The sequence below is a fragment of the Desulfovibrio sp. 1214_IL3152 genome (assembly GCF_036763055.1).
In the GTDB taxonomy this organism is placed as follows: domain Bacteria; phylum Desulfobacterota; class Desulfovibrionia; order Desulfovibrionales; family Desulfovibrionaceae; genus Desulfovibrio.
The window spans coordinates 1-1,696 of record NZ_JBAIYW010000274.1; the positions used below are offsets into that span (position 1 = coordinate 1).

At 58.9% G+C, this 1,696-nt stretch carries 1 protein-coding gene and 1 pseudogene; both read right to left on the bottom strand.

Annotated features, from left to right (window positions below):
* Positions 1–541, bottom strand: a pseudogene (locus V6C07_RS05855) (hypothetical protein); the annotation flags it as partial.
* A gap of 300 nt (positions 542–841) precedes the next feature.
* On the bottom strand, positions 842–1,696 hold an 855-nt coding region (gene ilvC, locus V6C07_RS05860), incomplete at its 5' end, for a ketol-acid reductoisomerase (protein WP_333535428.1).

Consider the following 1,696-nt stretch of genomic DNA (forward strand, 5'->3'; position numbering starts at 1 on the left):
TTACGGGGCATGCCGCTCCCGTCAGGCCGTCCAGCATCTGATCCACGGCGGCATCTGTGTGCCGGGGGGACTGGGGTTTCGTGGTACGCTGCGGCGGCTGCGGCGGAATATCAAGAGAATTCAGTAGATTGTCAACGTCACCCATGCCGGGCATGTGCAGTTTTTCGTTGGGGTCCACAATGTGGCCGCCGGGCGCAACGGCAGTTTCTGCCCCGGCAGGCTTGTCGGCCTGCTGAGCCGCTGTGTTGTCTGTTGCTGTATCGGCAGCCGCAGCGAATGACATTTCGCCTTCGGCGGGAAAATCTTCGTTATCGTCCCTGGCTTCCATCTGCGCCAGCAGGTCGTCAATTTCCGCATCGGTCTGGCGGCCTTCTTCATTCAGGCTGCGCATATGCGAATGCAGACCATTCTGGTCATCATCAGTTTGAGCGGGTTCGGCCTGTTCGGCCTGTTCGTTGGCCGCCGGAACCTCGCCTTTTTCGATAAGTTCTGTCAGGTCGATGATTTCTTCAGTATTTTCATGGGCGTTTTGGGCAGCCATGCGCGACCTCATGGGGTTAGGAACAATCGGCTCCGGGGCCGGAAGGGCGGGATTTGTCGCCAGTACGCGGTATGGTGGCCGCTGGTCGTGCCGCCGGAGCGAACCACGTGCAAAGCCACGGTTTTTCGTATCAGGTTATGAGAAAAGACGCAAACGCACAACTGGTGAACGCAACGGCGTGGCGGGCGTCTGTTCACTGCCAGACTGCCGCGCAAAAAAACGGCCACCCGGAAGGATGGCCGTTTGTACTTGCGGGCGGCTGCTCACGCAGCCGCTGGTGCAATTTCAAAAAAAATTGCACTAGTCCTTTTTGTCTTTCTTGAGCCAGGGCATCATGCTGCGCAGTTCTTTGCCCACTTTTTCGATCTGATGTTCAGATTCGTTGCGGCGGGTGGTAAGAAACATGGGATACTTGGCGCGGGCCTCAAGAATGAAGTTGCGCGCAAACACGCCGCTCTGGATGTCCTTGAGCACGGCCTTCATCTCTTTTTTCACCTCATCGGTGATCAGGCGGGGGCCGGTGACGTAGTCGCCGTATTCAGCGGTGTTGCTGATGGAGTAGCGCATGCGCGAAAGGCCGCCTTCGTACATGAGGTCCACAATGAGTTTCATTTCATGCAGGCATTCAAAGTAGGCCATTTCAGGTTGGTAACCGGCTTCCACCAGGGTTTCAAAGCCGGCCTTGATCAGTGCGGAAACACCGCCGCACAGCACGGCCTGCTCGCCGAAGAGGTCGGTTTCAGTTTCTTCGCGGAAGGTGGTTTCAATGACGCCGGAGCGCGCGCCGCCCACACCCTTGGCATACGCCAGGGCCATCTGAAGGGCCTTGCCGGTGGCGTCCTGCTCAATAGCCACGAGGCAGGGTACGCCGCCGCCCTCGGTGTAGGTGCGGCGCACCAGGTGGCCGGGACCCTTGGGAGCGATGAGGAATACGTCCACATCCTTGGGCGGCTGGATCTGGCCGAAGTGGATGTTGAAGCCGTGGGCGAACAGCAGGGCCTTGCCTTTGGAAAGGTTGGGCTTGATGTCGTTTTCGTAAACGGCGGCCTGCACTTCGTCGGGCAGCAGAAGCATAATCAGGTCGGCCTGGGCGGCGGCCTCAGCAGCGGAAACCGGATCAAAGCCGTGTTCCTTGGCCAGTTCGTAGTTGGCGCC